General features: G+C 68.7%; 17 protein-coding genes and 1 pseudogene. 4 read left to right on the top strand and 14 right to left on the bottom strand.

From position 1 onward, the window contains the following. Window positions 1-55: 55 nt before the first annotated feature. The 12 genes and pseudogenes from ACQPW6_RS18500 to ACQPW6_RS18445 form a co-directional block, all read right to left on the bottom strand. Entirely contained in the window at window positions 56-1,339 is a 1,284-nt protein-coding gene (locus ACQPW6_RS18500; RefSeq protein WP_433890745.1) for a tyrosine-type recombinase/integrase, read from the bottom strand. Window positions 1,340-1,341: 2 nt separating this feature from the next. After that, the gene (locus tag ACQPW6_RS18495; RefSeq protein WP_433890744.1) at window positions 1,342-1,530 is read right to left on the bottom strand and encodes a helix-turn-helix domain-containing protein; all 189 of its coding nucleotides are present in this window, start codon (window positions 1,528-1,530) and stop codon (window positions 1,342-1,344) included. A gap of 232 nt (window positions 1,531-1,762) precedes the next feature. Further along, complete coding sequence (locus ACQPW6_RS18490; RefSeq protein WP_433890743.1) at window positions 1,763-2,923, bottom strand: DUF3631 domain-containing protein; 1,161 nt, start codon at window positions 2,921-2,923, stop codon at window positions 1,763-1,765. Next, on the bottom strand, window positions 2,920-3,090 hold the full coding sequence (locus tag ACQPW6_RS18485) for a hypothetical protein (protein ID WP_433890742.1): 171 nt from the start codon (window positions 3,088-3,090) through the stop codon (window positions 2,920-2,922). The genes ACQPW6_RS18490 and ACQPW6_RS18485 overlap by 4 nt, the downstream gene beginning before the upstream one ends. 188 nt (window positions 3,091-3,278) lie before the next feature. Further along, a pseudogene (locus ACQPW6_RS18480) lies at window positions 3,279-4,173 on the bottom strand (bifunctional DNA primase/polymerase). Next, window positions 4,170-4,898: a DNA methylase gene (locus ACQPW6_RS18475; protein WP_433890741.1), complete on the bottom strand. Its 729-nt coding sequence runs from the start codon at window positions 4,896-4,898 to the stop codon at window positions 4,170-4,172. The pseudogene ACQPW6_RS18480 and the gene ACQPW6_RS18475 overlap by 4 nt, the downstream one beginning before the upstream one ends. Window positions 4,899-4,982: 84 nt before the next feature. Beyond that, on the bottom strand, window positions 4,983-5,306 hold the full coding sequence (locus ACQPW6_RS18470; protein ID WP_433890740.1) for an RRQRL motif-containing zinc-binding protein: 324 nt from the start codon (window positions 5,304-5,306) through the stop codon (window positions 4,983-4,985). Window positions 5,307-5,523: 217 nt separating this feature from the next. Then, window positions 5,524-7,734 carry an ATP-binding protein gene (locus tag ACQPW6_RS18465; RefSeq protein ID WP_433890739.1) on the bottom strand — a complete coding sequence of 737 codons (2,211 nt, stop codon included), beginning with the start codon at window positions 7,732-7,734 and terminating at the stop codon, window positions 5,524-5,526. 85 nt (window positions 7,735-7,819) lie between these two features. Then, complete coding sequence (locus ACQPW6_RS18460; protein ID WP_433890738.1) at window positions 7,820-8,017, bottom strand: DUF6257 family protein; 198 nt, start codon at window positions 8,015-8,017, stop codon at window positions 7,820-7,822. Continuing rightward, window positions 8,014-8,331, bottom strand: coding sequence for a hypothetical protein (locus ACQPW6_RS18455; protein ID WP_433890737.1), 318 nt, complete (start codon window positions 8,329-8,331; stop codon window positions 8,014-8,016). The genes ACQPW6_RS18460 and ACQPW6_RS18455 overlap by 4 nt, the downstream gene beginning before the upstream one ends. Window positions 8,332-8,348: 17 nt before the next feature. Further along, entirely contained in the window at window positions 8,349-9,209 is an 861-nt protein-coding gene (locus ACQPW6_RS18450; RefSeq protein ID WP_433890736.1) for a DUF2637 domain-containing protein, read from the bottom strand. Then, window positions 9,206-9,475 carry a hypothetical protein gene (locus tag ACQPW6_RS18445; protein WP_433890735.1) on the bottom strand — a complete coding sequence of 90 codons (270 nt, stop codon included), beginning with the start codon at window positions 9,473-9,475 and terminating at the stop codon, window positions 9,206-9,208. The genes ACQPW6_RS18450 and ACQPW6_RS18445 overlap by 4 nt, the downstream gene beginning before the upstream one ends. A 462-nt stretch (window positions 9,476-9,937) precedes the next feature. Here ACQPW6_RS18445 and ACQPW6_RS18440 point away from each other — a divergent pair, with 462 nt between their 5' ends. From ACQPW6_RS18440 to ACQPW6_RS18430, 3 genes are all read left to right on the top strand, one after another. Then, window positions 9,938-10,690 (top strand): GntR family transcriptional regulator, encoded by a 753-nt coding sequence (locus tag ACQPW6_RS18440; RefSeq protein ID WP_433890734.1) that lies wholly within the window; start codon window positions 9,938-9,940, stop codon window positions 10,688-10,690. Next, a complete protein-coding gene (locus ACQPW6_RS18435) occupies window positions 10,687-11,214 on the top strand; it encodes a GNAT family N-acetyltransferase (protein ID WP_433890733.1) in 528 nt (175 codons plus the stop codon). Before ACQPW6_RS18440 ends, ACQPW6_RS18435 begins: the two co-directional genes overlap by 4 nt. 341 nt (window positions 11,215-11,555) lie before the next feature. After that, window positions 11,556-11,789 (top strand): winged helix-turn-helix domain-containing protein, encoded by a 234-nt coding sequence (locus tag ACQPW6_RS18430; RefSeq protein ID WP_433890732.1) that lies wholly within the window; start codon window positions 11,556-11,558, stop codon window positions 11,787-11,789. Window positions 11,790-12,087: 298 nt separating this feature from the next. Here the strand turns inward: ACQPW6_RS18430 and ACQPW6_RS18425 are convergent, their stop codons facing one another. Beyond that, window positions 12,088-12,867, bottom strand: coding sequence for a DUF3800 domain-containing protein (locus tag ACQPW6_RS18425; protein ID WP_433890731.1), 780 nt, complete (start codon window positions 12,865-12,867; stop codon window positions 12,088-12,090). A 794-nt stretch (window positions 12,868-13,661) separates the two neighbouring features. Continuing rightward, window positions 13,662-13,883 (bottom strand): hypothetical protein, encoded by a 222-nt coding sequence (locus ACQPW6_RS18420; protein WP_433890730.1) that lies wholly within the window; start codon window positions 13,881-13,883, stop codon window positions 13,662-13,664. An 82-nt stretch (window positions 13,884-13,965) separates the two neighbouring features. On the opposite strand from ACQPW6_RS18420, the gene ACQPW6_RS18415 reads away from it, so the two are divergent. Further along, window positions 13,966-14,574 (top strand): hypothetical protein, encoded by a 609-nt coding sequence (locus ACQPW6_RS18415; protein ID WP_433890729.1) that lies wholly within the window; start codon window positions 13,966-13,968, stop codon window positions 14,572-14,574. Window positions 14,575-14,625 lie beyond the last annotated feature (51 nt).

The raw sequence follows: 14,625 nt of genomic DNA, 5'->3' as shown, positions 1-14,625 counted from the left end.
GTCCAGGGGGCCTTTGACATCACCGGCTGACATCAACGCGGTCCGGGGGCTCCCGTCAGGCGGCGGCTTCGGGGCCCGCGTCGTCCGTCTCGGCTTCCTCCCGGTCGTCCTCTCCGAGCGCGTCATCCATGCGGTCGGCGGCGGCCCGCAGGGTCGTCTGCATCACGTGCGCGTAGGTGTCCAGGGTCATGGTGATGGTGCTGTGTCCCAGCGTCTCCATGATGGTCCGGGCGTCGACCCCCTGCGCGAGTAGCAGCGAGGCGCAGGTGTGCCGGAGGTCGTGCACGCGTACTCGCCGGACCTTGGCGTCCCGGCACAGGATGGTCAGCATCCGGTTCAGGCTGCGCGGGTCCGTCGCCCGCCCGGTGGCGGTGGTGAACACCAGGCCGCTCGGCTGACTCGGGACCGGCTTCCACTTCTCGCCGGCCACCTTCTGCTCCCGCTCCTGTGCGTTCCGGTGCTCGGTGAGCGCCTGCACGCATCGCTTGGGGAGAGAGATGGTGCGGAGCGAGCGCGCCGTCTTCGGAGTGCCGAAGATCAGTTCGCGTTTGATGCGCTGGAGATTGCGCCGCACGCGAAGCTGCCCGTTGACCAGGTCGATATCCGACCAGGTGAGGCCGAGCACTTCCCCGCGTCGCAATCCGGTGGAGATCAGCAGTAGCCATAGGGCGTAGAGCCTGTGGGAGCGGGCGGTCTTGAGCAGCATCCGGGCTTCCGCAGCATCCAACGGACGGACCTCCTGACGTTCGACGGTGGGGGTTTCCACGATCCGGGCGACGTTGCGCGCGATCAGCTCTTCCCGGACCGCCTGTTGCAGCGCGGACCGCAACACCGCGTGCACGTACTGGACGGTTCGGGCGGACGGTCGGCGCTCGCAGCAGCGGCCTACCGCGCAGCAGTGCCGTTCCTCCTGCGGACGCGCCTTGTCCACCCCGCGCAGGCAGCACAGGCAACCGCTCTTGAACTGCGCGAGGAACAGCCGGATGTCGGCGGGCGAGAGGCGGTTGAGCTTCTTCTTGGCCAGCGCCGGAAGGACGTAGAGACGGGTCAGACCCTCGTAGCTGTTCAGCGTGGCGGGCTTGAGTCGGGTGGGCGCGATGGTGGTCAGCCAGTAGGTCAGGTACTCGCCGAACGCCATGGCGGAAGTCGCGGCGGGGACGCCCTGCCGGGTCTTCTCCTGGAGTTCCGTGAGCTTGCCGGCCACGTCTTCGCGGGTCCGGCCGTAGACGAACTTCCGGACCCGGGTGCCGTCCGGGCGGTAGACGTAGGCGGCGGCTTGGTACCGGCCGTCCGCCCGTTTGGTGATGGTGCCTTCACCGTTGGCGCGTCGTTTGGCCATGCTCAGTCCTCGTCTTCGGTGCGGGTGCGGATGTAGGTGGCGAGCGCTTCCACGGAGATGCGGCGGGAGCGGCCGATGGTGAAGCTCACGAGTGCGCGTGAGCGGATGAGGTCGTAGACCTTGAAGCGGCTGACTTTCAGTGCGGCCATGACTTCGGGGACGGTCAGGGCTTGCGGCGTGGCGGTGGTCACCGTGTCCTCCTGGTCCGGACATGGGCCGTCCCCCGCAGCGGTGGCGCTACGGGGGACGGCGAGGAAGCGACGGCAGGGGGAGGGGGGTACCCCCTCCCCCTGGAAGTCCGCTACATCCGCTATGCCGCTACATGGCTGGTCAGCGGGCTGCGGGGCGTAGCGGTGGGGCGGCGTGTAGCGGCTACCGCGCTTCGCGGGAAGTTGCGGTAGCCGCTACATGAGGGGGTGTGCGCTACGCGGGCATACCCTGTGAGCTGGGCTGTAGCGGCTGTTGCGCTTGTAGCTGCTCTGCGGGGGGCGGGGGGCAGTAGCGGGCCCACGCGTCGGTCAGGTCGCCGGTGTAGTAGCCCTTGAGGACGCCGCCGGCGGTGCGGATGTTGCGGGAGGCGACGGGCTCGTTGTCGGCGGTCATGTACTCGCTGAGCATTCGCGACAGCCGCCGGGAGTCCAGCGGTTTGCCCTGGAGGTCGGCCCAGGGGGCGTCGTCCAGGGCGTTGAGCCGGTCGAGGATCGCGACGGTGGGCAGCCGGTCCATGCCGATGAGTACCTGGTCGCGCAGGTCGGTCAGCAACCGGATGCCGAGTGAGTGTTTGTCGCCGGTCTGGGCTGCCTTGACCAGGGTGAGACAGGCTGCGCGGGCGCGTTGCGGCCAGGTCCCGCCGGCGGCGTCGGCGATGGCGAGCAGGGGTTCCCATACGTCGGCGGGGCGGTCGGTGACGCCTTCGGGCATCTCCGGCCAGGCGCCGACGATCTGCGCGCGTACCTGCTCGGCCCATGTGGCGAGGCGGTCGCTGAGCTTGTGTCCCTGGTGTTCGTGGATGCGGGCACGGAACGGCTCGACGTGTTCGTTGCGGGCCCTGCGTCGCATGCGGATGATGACGCTGCGGGACATGATCGTGTCGGGCAGGTTGCCGAGTCCGCCGACCGCGACCGCGCAGTACGACGGGAAGGCTTGCACGGTCTGGTTGCCGCCGTCGCCAATGCACCGGTAGGTGACGCCCGAGCGGCGGTGGCCGGCGTTGAGGAAGCCGCGCAGTTCCTCGTTGTCCCCGGCTTTGGGGCCGAAGACGGTGTCGATCTCGTCGAACAGGATGGTGGGCCGTCCGTCGTTGCCGGAGACCGCGCGGAACAGGGCGGCGGCGGAGGCGTTGACGGCGGCCATCGGGTGCGGAACGAGGGTTTCGACCACTTCCAGGGCCCGTGTCTTGCCCGACCCCGGTTCGGGCGACAGGAAGGCCAGGCGGGGGGTGGAGTCGAAGCAGTCGAGCAGGTGGGCGTGCGCGTCCCACAACGTCACCGCCGCGTATGCGGCGTCCTGAGGGAAGACGTTGAACCGGCGGTGGAACCGCTCGACTTCGGCGAGCAGGTCGGCGCCGTTCTCGGTGGCTGTCATGCGGCGGCCCTCCGTTCGGGTGCGTTGTGCAGCGGGCACACGGCGCGGTGTTCGACGTGGCTGGCGACCAGGGCCATCACGTCGGTCCGGCCGTGCGCGGTGAGGTGGCGTCCGCAGTCGCAGTGCGAGGTAGCCGACACCGGGGCCCGCCAGTTCGACGGGGCCACGATGTGGAGCCACCCGATCACCCGGGGCCCGGGGACGTGCTGCCGGTCAGGGAGAACGCCGGAGGGGACGCCTTCGGCGACGACCTTCGGCGCGCTACTCGCGGCGGGGGTGCCGGCCGGTTCGGCGAGGTGAGGCCGGGTGGCAGGTGCAGTGAGGCTTTTCAGGCGGGGGGATCGGCCCTGCTCGGTCATGCCGCCTCCCGCGATCGGGCGGTGCGGATGGACCAGTTCAGAGCGCTGCGGATGGTGGCTCGGCACTCGGCAGCCGGTAGCCCGGCAGCCTCGCCCCCCGCCTGAAAAGCCTGCTCGACGCTGGCGCGGTCGAGATCTCCCCATGCCACGAACCGGCCTACCGCCCTTACGGCGCGCAGCAGTTCAGCGTTGCGGCTGCCCTCGGTTGCGATGGCCACGGCGGCGGTTTCCCGGTGCAGCACGACATCGGCGAGTCGCCCCCTGTGGCGGGCGGGCATCGGCCGGATCGGTACCGTGTGGGCCCTCTGAGGGGCTGTCAGGGCACTTTGAAGCCATTCGGGTAGGTTTTGCAACCGGGGAGTCATCCAGGGCCGCATACGGGCCCTGAGGCGTCCCGGACCCGGGTGCGACGACCTGTCCGCCCCACGCGCGGGTGTCGACCTTCTTCGCGAGGGTGCTCGCGGTGTTGGTCAGCCGAACCCCTGCCGGGGCGGCGAAGTACAGGTGCTGCCCGCCGGAGGGAGTCCGGATGCGGCGGGTGGAGGGCATCACCTGTCCGGCGCGCTCGCAGAGCGCCAGGAAGTTGCTCGCGCCGTCAGGCGTGCCCTTCTCGTCTGTCGGCTTGAGCGTGTCCAGGTCGACCACTAGCAGCCCGGCGGGCCCGGTGGCGATGCCGACGTTGTACGGGCCCGCCGCCCAGCAGCGTTCGATGCGGGCGGGGTCGGTGGTGGCGCGCTGCTCGAACGTGCGGTGCCCGCCGGCGCAGTCACCGGTTCCGGGGCAGCGACGCTCGCCGTGCAGGGCGGGGACCTTCCCGCCGGGGCGCAGGGGGATGACCGGCCAGCCGCGTTCGGCGGCGGCCAGAGCGGCGGTGAGGAGTTCGGGCCTCATGCCGCCACCGCCGTCTGCCGGGCGCCGGTGAGGAAGGCGGTGCCGATCCACTGGGAGTAGGCCGGGGGGATGGCTTCGGTCAGTTCCTCGCGCACCGAGGTCCAGGTGATGCCCATGGCCTGCTGCATCTCGGGCACGGTGGCCTTGCCCCCACCGGAGCCGTAGGCGGCCACATAGGGGCTGTCGCGGTAGATGCCGTGCCGCCAACCGCGCACGTAGTCGGGGTGCTTGAGGTGACGCGGCTTGGGGGTGGACCAGCGGCCCAACTCGAAGTTGCGGTGCCGGAAGACCTTCAGCCCGAACTGGACGCCGCACAGGCTGACGTCCTTTCGGATCGCGGCCCGGCCGTTGGGCTGCTCCATCACGTAGGGCAGGCCGGTGGCGTCCAGCAGTTCCCTCGTCGGTGCGACGAGGTCTTCATGGTCGCCACCCCAGCCGCGGGAGCGGTTGGTCCCGATGGTCAGGGTCGTCTGGGCCTGGCAGGGCGGAGAGGCGTGGACAAACGCGTACCGCATGATGTCGCCGGTGGTGATCAGACGGGCGAGGTGTTCGAGCGCGTCGGAACGGTGGAAGGTGAAGGGGTAGTTGGGGCGGTCGGCGATGTCCACGCCGTGCACGTCGAAGCCGGCGCGGTGGTAGCCGGTACCGGCGCCGCCGGCGCAGCAGAACAGGTCCAGCAGCAACGGCCTGATCAGCCGTCGCCGCATGGGGGTGGGATGGGTCATGCTGGTGGTTCTCCTGTCCTTCGGGATGGAGGAGGACCGTGGCGGCGGATTGTCCTTGGTCGGGAGCCGCCGCCACGGGCGTTGTCAGGCGTTGGGGTGGTCGGCGCAGGGCCAGCAGCAGCAGCCGAGCGAGGTGGGGATGACGTAGCCGCGATCGGTGCGGCAGGCCGGGCAGGTGCGGCGGGCGCGCATCATCGCGGCGTGCGAGCGCCAGCGGCCCGGGGTCATGGGCTGGACAGGTCGCGCGGTGGCGGGGTCGTAGAGGTAGGCGACGCGCCGGCCACGGCGCCAGCGGATCTCGCCGACGACGGCGGCGCGGGCTGCGCTCAGTCCGTGCTGCCGGAGTTGGCGGCGGGTCATGAGGCCGTGCGGGGCTTGGCGGTAGCGGTAGATCGGGAGTGCGGCCACAGGTGGTTCCCTTCGCTCGGGTGGTGGCCGTGATGGTGACTGTGCGTGCAGGGAGGGAGGCATAGCGATGCCCGGGGCCCTGTTTTTCGGGGGTTTCCGCAGGTCCGGGGCGCCTGCCTCCCTGACTCCCCACGGTGGTGTTGTCGCAGATCAGGTGAGGGAGGCGGGGCGAGGGAGGCGGTTGGGGAGTTCTCCCTGCCTCCCTCGCGACCTCCCTCTACTCAGCGTCACGATCCGGGGTGTCTTCGGCAGCCGCATCGCGCTGGTCGATGGCTTCGCGGACCAGGTTGGCGGACACGACCATCACGCCACCGGACTTGTACGGCGCGGCTCCGGCGGCGTCCAGGACTCGGCTGAGATCCTGCGCGGTCCAGGTCCGGTACTCGCGCGGGTTGCGCTCGGTCAGGCGCTGGCGAACCTCGTCGGTCCGCATCCGCTTCGCGTCACCGAGCACCGCGCCGATGTCGGCGAGGTGGTCAACCTGCTCCCCCTCGCCAGTGTCGGCGGCGGTGCGGGTATCGACTCCGGCACGACGGGCCTTGATCCGCTCAGCGAGTTCGCCGGCGGTGTCGCCGTCGATGTAGTGCGTGCGGATCGTGACGGCGGGCTGCCCGGGGGCGAGCTTGACGCCGTCACCGGCGACCACGACCGTGCCCTTGTCCAGGCCCTGCCGGAGCTTGTGCGGGGCGGCGCCGGCGTCGATGGGGTTGTCCCCGAGCGCCATCCGCGCCTGTGACTCGGTGCCCAGGACCAGGCTGGCGCGGATGTGGTTGCCCTCCCTGCTCCGCTTGGGCAGGTTCTCGTTCGTCGGGTCCTGGGTGCCTTCCCAGATGGTCACGTTCACCGCGCGGCCCTGGTCGTGGATCTTCTTGACGGCCTGGAAGTACCGGGAGGTGGCCTTGCTGCCGCCGTAGGGCGCGCCGTAGCGGATGGTGCCGTTGTCCGTGACGTAGGTGTCCCGGGCTGCGGAGCCGTAGGCGACCTGCGCTTCGTCCACGATGAACACCAGCGGCGGGAACGTGCTGCCGCTGGGGGCGAGCAGGCGCCGGTTCATCTCCTCAACGCCCTCTTCGACCATCTCGGTCACGGCGATGACGTGGTCGTCGGTCGGCCCTTCGATCAGGACCTGAGCGATGCCGGTGAACATCCGCCAGTCCCCGATGCCCTTGAGGTCCCCGATCCGGAACAGCACCGCCGCATCGTGCGCGAGCCACAACGCCAGCGCCCGAAGGCTGGCGGTCTTGCCCTGGTTGGACAGGCCCGTGATCAGCATGTGCCGCTGGAACAGCGAGACCAGCGCGGCATCCCCGCGCAGGTCAACACCCCACGGGGCACGCCCCGTGGCGTAGTCGGCGGAGGTGTCGGGGTCGGTCACCAGCGGGGACGGGCCGATCGGCTCATCCAGCGCCCCGGAGTCGGCGATCCACGCCCGGACCGTGCGCGCGGCCGGCGCCACCGACAGGTGCACCTCGTGCTCGTGCCGGCCGAGGTTTTCCGCGAGCTTCCGGCGCCGGGACAGGACTTCCTCGGTGCTGGATCCGGACGGCAGGGTGATGTCGACTTCGACGCCGCATCCGGCGAGCACGATCGGGGAGAGCATGCCGGCGCCGTTGTCCTCCATGGCCTTGATCGACGCGCGCAGCGGCGCGATGCCCAGGTCCCGCATAGCGGTGACGACGATGGACGGCGTGATCGGCGCCCCGTCGCCCCGCTCGCGGGCGGGCAACGCCCACCGGGGGGCGGCCCCCCGCATCCGGCCGGTGTTCCACAGGCCGAGGAAGGCCAGCCACGGGGCCAGGAACAGCGCCGGGCCCCACACGATCGTCACGATCACCACAGCCCAGCGAATCGCGTCGATGGTGCCCATCACCGGGGCGAGCACCATGCCCGGATCCTTGTCCGCGATGGCCAGCAGCACACCGAGACCGAGCAGACCGCCGGTCGCGGTGGCGGTGCCCACAACGGTGCCTTTGGCGACGCGTTGCGGCATGGTCAGCAGGTCCATACGCCGCTGGTGGCGGGCGGCGCGGAAGGCGCGCCCGCGCTCCTCCCACTCCTTGGCCTCATCGGGGTTCCCCGCGGCTTCGGCGATGCGCATCATGCGTTCGTAGCGGGCGGCGGACCGGCCGTCCCAGGTGCGTTTGGCCAGCACACCGGCACCGCCGACCACGTACGAGCCGTGCCGGGCCACCAGCCGGGCCCCGGTCTTGGTCCGGTCATGGGTGGCGGCCACGCGCAGCGCACGGGCGCCGTAACGCAGCGCCGCGCGGCCGGCGGCGGCCTTGCCCTGTCCGGGTATCCCGGAGGGGATGACGACGCCTTCCAGCACCTCGCGCGGCGGCGTCGGTGCGTCGGTGTCGTGCTTGGTCAAGTCGATGACGCGTCGCTGGCGGGGGCGGTGTGCGTCCAGATTGATGATCTCGGTCATGCTGGAACTTCCCTGCTCTCTGGTGTGAGGTGCGGGGCCCGGACCGGCCGGTGTCTTGGCGGATGACGGCCGGTCCGGGGCAAGGTCACTTGCCGGCCGCAGCGGCGGCCTTGTCCGCGCGCCTGCGCGCGGTGGTGAGGATGCGGTCCACCTTCGCCTGCAAGTCGCCCTGGTAGACGTCCTCACCGGCGATGGCGCGTTTGGCCATACGGCCGATGTACCAGGCGACCTTGGCCGCTTCCCCACTGGTCAGCGGGGGGTCGTTGGGGTGGGTACGGATCACTTGCGCCGCCCCCCTCGGATGTCGCGGTAGATGCCGTAGACCACCAGCGCCACCAGTGCGACGGACGCCGACGCGATGGCCAGCGCCACGGCGGCGAACGCCACGGTGATCATGAGCATGGAGCCGCCGACCGCGACGGCCAGCCACTTGCCCGCCGTACCGGACTGCTGCACGGTGACCGGCGCCGGCGGCGGAACGGGCTGCTGGGCCTGGATGATCTGAGCGGCCTGGATCGCGGCGAGGATCACCGCGAACTGGTCGCCCTGCCGGGCGGCTTCGACCGCTTCGGCGGACGCCTTGCTGATGTCGGTCATAACCTGGTCTCCCGTTCTCACAGGGCGGCGGCGGTGTCGGCGCCCTGATCGGTGTCGACCAGGTGCAGGGGCGCCGGGGCGGTGCGCTCAGCGCGCAGCGCGTCGCGCAGCAGCCGGCCGTTGGCGGATGAGGTGTGCACGACCTTGCGGATCGCCTCGCCGGTCAGCGCGGCATCCGACCAGTCGGCAGTTGCCTGCCGTGCCTGGCTGAGCAGTTGATCGGCGGTGCGGGTCGGTCGGGGCGACCGGGCCACCTTCGGTACCGGGCCGGTCGGTCGACGCGGAGCCGCCGGGGCAGGCTCGACGGACACGGGAAGCGGTGCCGGGTCGGTCGACTCCGGCACGGTCGTGGCGACCGGCGCGGGCGGTGTGGCGGGAGCCGACTCCCGCAGGTCAGACCCCAACCGATTTGCGGTAGAAGGGATGGTCTGATCCTGGTTTGCGACCGGCGTCGGTCGGTGGTGCAGAACCTTGGCGACCAGGTCGGAGCCGAAGAAGATGGACCCGACCGGCAGCGAGGTGGCCAGCAGGACCAGCACGCAGTTGGCGGGCCCGTAGTCGACCAGGTGCATCCGACCGGCGGCGTGCGTGTGCAGCGCGGGCACCAGGCCGTGAACGTAGTTCAGGACCAGCGAGGCGAGCGTGTAGCCGGCCAGTACCCGCAGAGCGAACTTCCGATCCGGACCGGTGAGAACCAGCGTGGCCACCAGCGCGAGCGCCATCAGACCATCGACCACGAACGGGTAGAGCAGGGCGGCGGTCGGGTCGGCGCCGACCGTGCTGGCGATGTCCCGCAACGCGTTCCAGGACACACGGAACGCCATGGTGACCACGACCACCAGCGCCGTTACGAGCAGGGTCTTGGCGGTCCGGTTCATGCCGCCAGCCCCTTCCTGCCGGGTCGGCGGCGGACCACCGAGGCGGGGCGGGGAGCGGGGGCGAGGTGCAGCAGCTCCGGCATGGTCCGGCCGATGGTCTCCACCGCGAGCGCGGTGGTGCGGTCGACCATGCCCGGGTCGTCGGCGAGGATGTCCCGGGCCGCCGCCTCACGCGCGGCCCGCTCCTGCTCGCTCTCGCCCTCGACACCCAGCCACAGATCCAGCGGGGTGCCCAGCGCGAGTTCGATGAACTCGGTCGTGCTCACGGCCCGATGGGGCCCAACGAAGTCGTACACGGGGTCGTCTCCTGACGATGGATGGAGGGGCCCGGCACGGCGGAATGTCCTTGGTCGGGAGCCGCCGAACCGGGCAACAGGTGGTGCGAGAACCCCGGGCCGGATCTGATCCGGCGCCCTCACGGCTGGATACCGGGGCTGACGTGCATGTCTCCTTCGGACCAGCGGCTCCCGTATCAGGTAGAGCCGCCTAAGCCCGCTTTAGGCAGAGACGTGACCTTTCGGTCTGTGCCCTCCGGATGCAAAGGCTCCGGGCGCCTCCCCCCGACCAACGCGGGGCTCCTGTAGTTATTGTCCGTACAATGGCTACAGACAGGATGTTGGCAGACGGGCGTTGTGGCGTCAAGCCCATTGCCTCCATTGACTGGACAATGGCCTCTAACTGCGGCTTTCATGGAAGGCGTGACCGTGAACAGACTCGGACGAAACCCGATGTACCAGCAGATTGCCGACGCTCTCAGGGGTCAGATCGATACTGGAAGCCTGGAGCCGGGGGCCAAACTGCCCACCGAAGCGGAGCTGCGAGACGACTACGCCGTGTCGCGCGAGACCGTTCGTAAGGCGCTGGCCCTGCTCGTCAACGAAGGGCTTGTCGTCTCGGCTCGGCCGCAAGGCCACTTCGTCCGACGCCGTCAGCCGATGGTGTTCCGGCCTCAGGCTGAGTTCCGGAAGCGTCCCTCATCGCCGGAGATGGATGCCTTCGTGACCGAGTTCTCAGCGGAGGGGCGCGAACCGCGTCAAGACATCGAGGTGGCGATCGTGGAGCCGCCGGCGGACGTGGCCAAGCGACTTCGCCTTGAGCCGGGCGAGCTAGTCGCCGTCCGCAAGAGGGTCCGCTACCTGGATGGCGAGCCGTTCAACATCAACGACAGCTACTTCCCGCTGAGTATCGTGCGCGACTCCGAGATCATGCGTCCAGAGGACATCAGCCGGGGCGCGAACGAAGTGCTTGCCGAACTCGGCTACCGGCAGGAACGGGCACTTGATGAGCTGTACATGCGAATGCCGACACCTGACGAGGTGCACCGGTTGGACCTCGGGCCAGGCACGCCTGTCGGCTACCACATCACGACCGGTCACACGGCGGACGGGCAGCCAGTGCGAGTGGCCATCACTGTGCTGCCTGGTGACCGTCACGTGATCTCTTATGAGCGTCGCCGCGAGACGCCGGGCGAGGAAGCGTGACCGAGCTGCACATCCGGTCCGCGCGACCCGACGAACTCGGCATTGTGGAGGGCCTGCTGGGCGAGGCGTCAGCTTGGCTTGCCGCGCGTGGGATCGATCAATGGCAATACCCGCCGCACACTGAGCGCATCCGCGCGGCGATACAACAGGGAGAGGTCTTTCTTGCCTTCGGCGGCGATCGACCTGCGGCAACGCTGCAAGTCGATGCTTCCGCAGACCCCGAGTTCTGGACGGCGGAAGACCGGCCGGAGGATGCGCTCTACGTCCACCGCATGGCTGTGAGCCGTGCAGTGGCAGGCGCACGTCTCGGTAGCAGCCTGCTCAACTGGGCTGCCGATCGAGCCGCCGGAGCGGGCAAACCGTGGCTCCGACTGGACGCGTGGAAGGACAACCCCGGATTGCACCGCTACTACGAGAGTGAGGGCTTCACCTTGGTCCGGGTGATCGACCTACCGCACCGGCGATCCGGGGCGCTGTTCCAGCGGTCTACGCGTCGAACCGATCAGTCCCGCACCTCGCGGTAGGCACGCCAGAGAGCGGCGGCGGTCTCGCACTGGAACGTGGATCGCGGGCAGTCGTCGCAGTCACTCGCATGGTCAAGGTAGGCCCGGTAAGCGGTGTGCGCCCGTCCAACAGACGCGTTACCGGAAATCACTGCGAGGGGTTGCGGGCCATTGCCCGTGTCCAGCCATCGCCCGTCTGTACGCTCGGCCATGTCGGCTCCTTGCGGTCGGCCATCCCCCGGACCGGCTGCACGGTCGCGGGGGTCTTCCCTGCTCAGACGGTACCGCTATATACCGCTCCATGGTGCACTGTATGGCTACCTGTAGATGCACGGCGCGGAATGCCGCCGTACGTTCCGACCATGAGCGGAGATCTCCCGCAGTACGTCTATGTTCAGGTCGCCGACAAGGTTGAAGCCGAGATCAAGTCCGGCCGCCTGCCCATCGGCGCGCGCCTGCCCAATGAGCGCGACATGGGCGCGCAGTACGGCGTAGCGCCGGGAACCGCCCGCCGGGCCGTCGCAGAACTACGTGATCGGGGCTTGGTGGCCACGTTGCCCAACAAGGGCACGTTCGTCGTGGCAACACAGGGTTGACGCGCAAGCTTCGGTAAACGAGAAGTCGCACTTCAGGGCCTTGGTTCGCAGGCCGCGCGCCTCGGACGACGGGTCTCAGACGTGCAGCCGGCGCTTCCAGTACATACGGAAGTGCCTTGCCACCAGTCGGCCAGTCTTAGATCAAACGTACGAATTACCACAATCGAGATATAGAATGTCCCGAGTTGTCGGTTGACTGTGTGCCTCATGGCTCTACGATTGGTAGTGCACGGATGGTCGTCTGCTGGTCGGAAACGTCAGCACCCGCCTAGGGCGGTCTACAGCCGGCCGACGTGCTTCACAAGGCCGCCACCCACGGGTAGGCGGCCTTCGTGCTGTCGTTCCAGGGGTGCATCTTCAGGCCATAGGACGTGATCGGCGAGGCCCCGCGCCGGTACAGGCGAGGACTCAGCTCCTGCAAGTACCGCGGTTCAGTATTCCCGAACCGATCGGGATTGAAGGCCGCGAAGGTTGCCGAAGCCGCGATGTCGGCGCACTGGAGCAGTTCCACTCGTGATGGCTGATCAATATGCCCACCCTTCGGGTCCAGTGCCTGCCAGGCAATCTGCGTACCTTGGGTGCGAAGGATGGACTCGTACTGCCGCAGCTTCGCTGTCTCCATCCGCAGGATGTGCGCAAGCGTGTAGGACAGGATGGCGGACGAATCACGTGCCAGCCATGACAGTCGTTCCAGCAGGTAGCGCAGGGTATACAGGTATGCCTGATCTTCGTTGAGCTGAGTTGTGGCGATCAGATGACGCTTGCAAACGACCACACTAGAGATCATGACCCATGATTGACTCCCGAGGGAGCGGGCGGCGTGGAGTCGGTCGCTGTGGGCTTTAAAGTTCTGCCAGTGGAGGGTGTCACCTGGTCGGCGCTTGAGGTCTCTGCGGAGTTGCGCCAGGAAGCTAGCAGCATTGGGAAGTCCTTCATCGGGGACGACGATCGCAGACATGATGAAGTGATCGCTCGACGCCTTTGAGTGCGACCGCACGCCTGCCTCATCAATGAACGCGTGAAGCGCGCGAGGTATGAGGGTTTGGCCGGGCGGTACCACAGCCTGCGCGTGAGTCATCCGGGATCACTCCAATCCCACGAACCAGATGGTGACCTGCACGCGCAGCCGCCCGCTATCTGACGGTGGATCGGGTGCATCACTGCTGATGTTGACACGTAACTGCCCACTGTCAAACCAGTTCATCCAAGCCCATTGTGGATAGAGGCGGTCAACTCTGTGGAAAACAAGGGCACTTCTGTGGACAGCCATGTGCATGTACGTGTGCACAATGTCCGTTGCAAACTCCAATATGGCACCTGACCTGCACTTTTTGATTCTCCGTCCTTGAAGACGCCAAGTGCGACAGAGATCTGTGCACAGATGTTGGCATGTACTCGCCGGAACTACCTTCATTCGCCCTTAAGCCACCGTGCTTGCCTCGGTCGTGGCCTTCTGGCGTCGCAGCAGTGTTACTAGTATTTGCCCTACTTGGTCCCATTATCGCCGCTTCCTAGGTCGGACGCCATGTCCTACCTAGTGCCCTCGCTCGCTCCGGTGCAGATTCGGGACCTAGAAGCGTCTGATTCGCTCGCAAGGTGACATCAGCACGTGACATCAACGTGAGCGCATACCAGCGCACTCCCACAGGTGCGGAGGTCATTGGAAGGGTGGATAGGACGCAGCCATCGCCACTTCGGAAGGGAGGTGCACGCGCCTACGGATCAGAAGGTTGCAGGTTCGAATCCTGCCGAGTGCACAGCAGGTCAAAGCCCCCGCCGGATCATCCGGGCGGGGGCTTTGTCGTGCCGTGCAGCAGCGAAGTACAGCAACCGCTGCGAGTCGTGGCGGCGAGCGGGGCCGGGCGGGCGGTGTTAGCGGAAGTCTCCGGTGGACCAGGCCAGGGCGCGGGGCTTGTTGTCGGTCGCGGGGCACTCGACGGACTCGAAGTGGTCGCTGTAGACGGGGGCGTGGGGTTCGCACGCTTGGGGCCGCACGGGCTGGCCCAGGAACCAGCCCGCCGCGAACACGGCGGCCAGGAGAGCGGCGAACCCCAGGCGGCGCGGGGTGGGTGACGCGGGTCTCGGTAGGTGCATGGCCAGCGAGCATACGAGTGCCCGCGGTGCCGCTGGGCCCGGGGCCACCCGCTGAGCGGGTGGGAGTGGGATCCTTGGGGTTATGGGGGGATCGGGCGGGGTGTACGAGGTGCGGCGGGCGTGGACGCGGGCCGGGGTCAGCTGGTTCGCGGCTGCCGCCGTGCTCATCGGAGTGTGCTTCGTTCCGCATGTGGAGCCTGCCGATACGGATCACATCGAGCTCGTGTTCGCGCCCTTCGCGCTGTGGGTTGCCGGGGTGTGTTCCAGCCGGCGCGTGGCCGTCCGGGTGGGTGAGGACGGGATCACGTTGTGCCGGGTCGTGCCGTTCCGGAAGCCGGAGTTCGTGGGCTGGGCGGACGTGGTGGCGGTGGACTGGTCGGATGACGAGCACTTCTGGGGGCGCACAAGCAGGCTGACGCTCTACCGCCGCACCCCGCGCCCGGTCGCCGCCCTGCCCGGGAACCCGGGGCTTGAGGGGCTCGACGCCTATCTCGCCACCCAGGTGGACCCCGACTTCGTCGCGACCTTCCGCAGCACAATCCAGGTCGAGCGGGGCACCACCCTGACCGACGTCGACCCGGCCCGGCTCGCCGCCGCCCTGACCGCCCTGGCCCCCACCGTCCGGCACTTCGGCGACCTCGGCGACCTCGGCGGCGCCACCCCCGCCACCCGCCTCACGCCCGGCCGCTGAGCGCCGCTCGAACGTCTCGACGACCTTCTGGGTCCGTGCCGGACGACGCCT

It is taken from the genome of Streptomyces sp. CA-111067, assembly GCF_050956065.1.
In the GTDB taxonomy this organism is placed as follows: domain Bacteria; phylum Actinomycetota; class Actinomycetes; order Streptomycetales; family Streptomycetaceae; genus Actinacidiphila.
The sequence above is the reverse complement of the archived record's forward strand: the minus strand, read 5'-3'. Positions and strand labels throughout refer to the sequence as shown.

Bases quoted from the DNA above. Each gene is read 5' to 3' on its own strand.
- ACQPW6_RS18490 (WP_433890743.1), bottom strand. From the start codon at position 2,923: ATGACAGCCACCGAGAACGGCGCCGACCTGCTCGCCGAAGTCGAGCGG.
- ACQPW6_RS18450 (WP_433890736.1), bottom strand. From the start codon at position 9,209: ATGAACCGGACCGCCAAGACCCTGCTCGTAACGGCGCTGGTGGTCGTG.
- ACQPW6_RS18465 (WP_433890739.1), bottom strand. From the start codon at position 7,734: ATGACCGAGATCATCAATCTGGACGCACACCGCCCCCGCCAGCGACGC.
- ACQPW6_RS18415 (WP_433890729.1), top strand. From the start codon at position 13,966: ATGGGGGGATCGGGCGGGGTGTACGAGGTGCGGCGGGCGTGGACGCGG.
- ACQPW6_RS18440 (WP_433890734.1), top strand. From the start codon at position 9,938: ATGTACCAGCAGATTGCCGACGCTCTCAGGGGTCAGATCGATACTGGA.
- ACQPW6_RS18430 (WP_433890732.1), top strand. From the start codon at position 11,556: ATGAGCGGAGATCTCCCGCAGTACGTCTATGTTCAGGTCGCCGACAAG.
- ACQPW6_RS18455 (WP_433890737.1), bottom strand. From the start codon at position 8,331: ATGACCGACATCAGCAAGGCGTCCGCCGAAGCGGTCGAAGCCGCCCGG.
- ACQPW6_RS18500 (WP_433890745.1), bottom strand. From the start codon at position 1,339: ATGGCCAAACGACGCGCCAACGGTGAAGGCACCATCACCAAACGGGCG.
- ACQPW6_RS18425 (WP_433890731.1), bottom strand. From the start codon at position 12,867: ATGACTCACGCGCAGGCTGTGGTACCGCCCGGCCAAACCCTCATACCT.
- ACQPW6_RS18475 (WP_433890741.1), bottom strand. From the start codon at position 4,898: ATGACCCATCCCACCCCCATGCGGCGACGGCTGATCAGGCCGTTGCTG.
- ACQPW6_RS18420 (WP_433890730.1), bottom strand. From the start codon at position 13,883: ATGCACCTACCGAGACCCGCGTCACCCACCCCGCGCCGCCTGGGGTTC.